The 2,479-nt window shown below is 48.4% G+C and carries 2 protein-coding genes; both read right to left on the bottom strand.

Annotated elements, in window-relative coordinates:
- Positions 1 to 1,646 (bottom strand): B12-binding domain-containing radical SAM protein (locus ALO64_RS11160; protein ID WP_054991716.1); only part of this gene is annotated, 1,646 nt, incomplete at its 3' end.
- A 15-nt stretch (positions 1,647 to 1,661) separates the two neighbouring features.
- On the bottom strand, positions 1,662 to 2,423 hold the full coding sequence (locus ALO64_RS11155; RefSeq protein ID WP_044345830.1) for an isopentenyl transferase family protein: 762 nt from the start codon (positions 2,421 to 2,423) through the stop codon (positions 1,662 to 1,664).
- Positions 2,424 to 2,479 lie beyond the last annotated feature (56 nt).

Genomic DNA, 2,479 nt, shown 5'->3' with positions numbered 1-2,479 from the left:
TGCAGCGCCTCCTTAGGTACAACCGATATGCCATGCGCAGTCAGTTTTCTAGTAATCTCGACTTCTAGTTTGCGCGCCTGATGCTCACTGCTAATGTCCACGCTTATCATGCCAAGTCGATCAACTAGTTTTTCCAGGCTGGTGTTTTCCTGCTGTGTCCTATCAGGTATCAACGGAGACTCGAAATCATGTTGCCACGACCTGAAGATTGCGTTGTCATTGTTCCACCGAACTTCACGCAGTGTCTCCAGTTGCAATTGTCTGGCAGTTTTAGAGTCCATCCCGCTGTGGCTCCAAATATGCGCCTCTCCGCTAGGATCATCAACATGTATATTAAACTTTTCCGCGTCATCCCAAAGCGGCATAGTCTCGTCTTGCAGCATACAAACATATAAAGCAAATTCGCCAGAAAACTCATTTACAAGAAATCGTCTGGTCGCCTCGAAGAGTTCAGGACTTTCTCCAGGATAGCCGACTATAAAAGAGACAAAATGTTTGATCGAACTTTCAGCCAAAAGCTCAAGCGCTAAACGATTCGCACGTGATGTCACCTTTTTATCCATGTACTGCAAGGTAGTGTCACTCATTGATTCGAACCCCATAAACAATGAACTGCACCCGGAGTTTTCGAGCTGATGAACAAGCTCCATGCTGTTGATAGAGTTGGCACGGGTATAGGCTTCCCACTGAATCTTAATGGCTTCGACCTTCGGAAGCAGCGACCTGAGGCGTGTTGGTGGAACGGTGAATGTAGAGTCAAGTGCCTTAATGTATTGAGCACCGTTGTGGATCTTGTACCGCTCCCAGTCTCGCGCGATCTTGTCGGCTGACTTGTACCTCCATTTAGGTGATGCAGCCGGGAATGAACAGAATTTACAAGTGAATGGGCACCCCCGCATTGACTCATAGGGCACAACGGGCGAAAAGCCATTGGGTGACGGGGAGGGTTGCAAATCAAGATCAACATACCCAATTGGCGTCAGGCATATCTCGTCGTGGGCGCCGCGGAAGACAAGGTTGGGAACGCTCGCTATATCGCCTCCTTTTCCAAGTTTTCGAAGCAAGTCAGGCAGAGCAATCTCCGCATCGCCTCTAATAACAAAGTTAACCGTTTTATGTTCCACCATGATTTGATGGAACTTAAGATTACTGTATTGCCCGCCCAATATAAGTTTACTGGCAGGGAAGCGCCGTCCGATCCACCCGATGGCTCGCCGCAGCGTTTGCTGATCCCAAATAAAGGTGGTGGACAAAAGGACCGTATCGTACTCGCCTGCCGGCTCAAATCCAGTATTATTCCAGATGTGCTCGGTCGACATTGAATCAAAGTCAATATCGGCACCTGTGAGAATTGACTCTAATGTAAAGCTAGTGAGGTGAAAAGTTCTCTTGGGCCCTTTTGATATTTTATCGTCGACGGACATGGGCATACTGGCCGCCCTGGCACCGCCCCCGTCCTTACGTTTACGGAGCAAGGGTAAAACTAGGCCACCTCCTGTTTTATAATGCAGACTATTTAGGGCAAACCTAGCTCCCCCCGCGTTGGCAGCTACCGCAGGGTTAAGCAGGGCCTCGAACGATGAACCTCGAAGCAATTGATTATCAGGGTACTCGGGGCCCATTCCAGAAATGAGTAACGCCGTCATAATTTTCTCCTGAGCTCAACTATGGTTTTGACCACTATAAAGATTTGTAATATCCATCTTTATAACTATATCCGGGTCCAATTCTTGAACTTTCCAAGTGGCCGGTATGTTTGGGAAGTCTCGTTCTTGCCACTTTGCATGGTCAAGATACTCCTGAGCTATGCCGTCAATCAGTGCCTCCTTTAACTCAGGCTCTATTTTTTTCAAATCCACCAGCGACAGGTGGCGCTCTCGTGCGAACGTTATCGCAAACCTATAACCGACGACTCCTTCAAGCACTCCGAGTTCGGCAGAATGCCCAACGTACATCGCAAGCTCCTGCAGAAAAGGGACGCCTTCTTCTGGGCTCAGCATCTGCCGGATACGTCTTTTTGCCCGGTGAAGAAAAGTTGCTGAATCGCAAAGAGGCAAACGATGAATACACCACGTGAATTTTTCGCTCCAGTACGAATCTCTCATTATGGCATTCAAAAGCGAAATCGAGCCGCCCTCTAATATCATTCCTAGCTTGCTTTCACTCGATTCGAGTACGCACTTAAGTGCCGCATGGGCTGCATCGGCTTCGATAATGCCCTCGACCAAAGGGCGATCTGCCAAGTAGATCCTCTCAGTACAGCCAATTTCAGCCGGCGAGGGCCGCCCGCTGCCGGTAGCGATTTGCGTACAGCATTGTACACGGTCCAATGAAATGACTGGCCATCCCAGCCTTTGAGCCAGCTTGATTGAGAAATCAGTCTTTCCACAGCACGTAGGTCCAAAAATCAGATGCATTAACATAAACGACTCCTCTCAAAGAAAAAGTAATATTAACAACTCTAAGGAAGATCTGAAGT

The sequence above is a fragment of the Pseudomonas meliae genome (genome assembly GCF_001400515.1).
GTDB classification, from domain to species: domain Bacteria; phylum Pseudomonadota; class Gammaproteobacteria; order Pseudomonadales; family Pseudomonadaceae; genus Aquipseudomonas; species Aquipseudomonas amygdali.
This window is presented reverse-complemented; position numbering and strand designations above follow the sequence as displayed.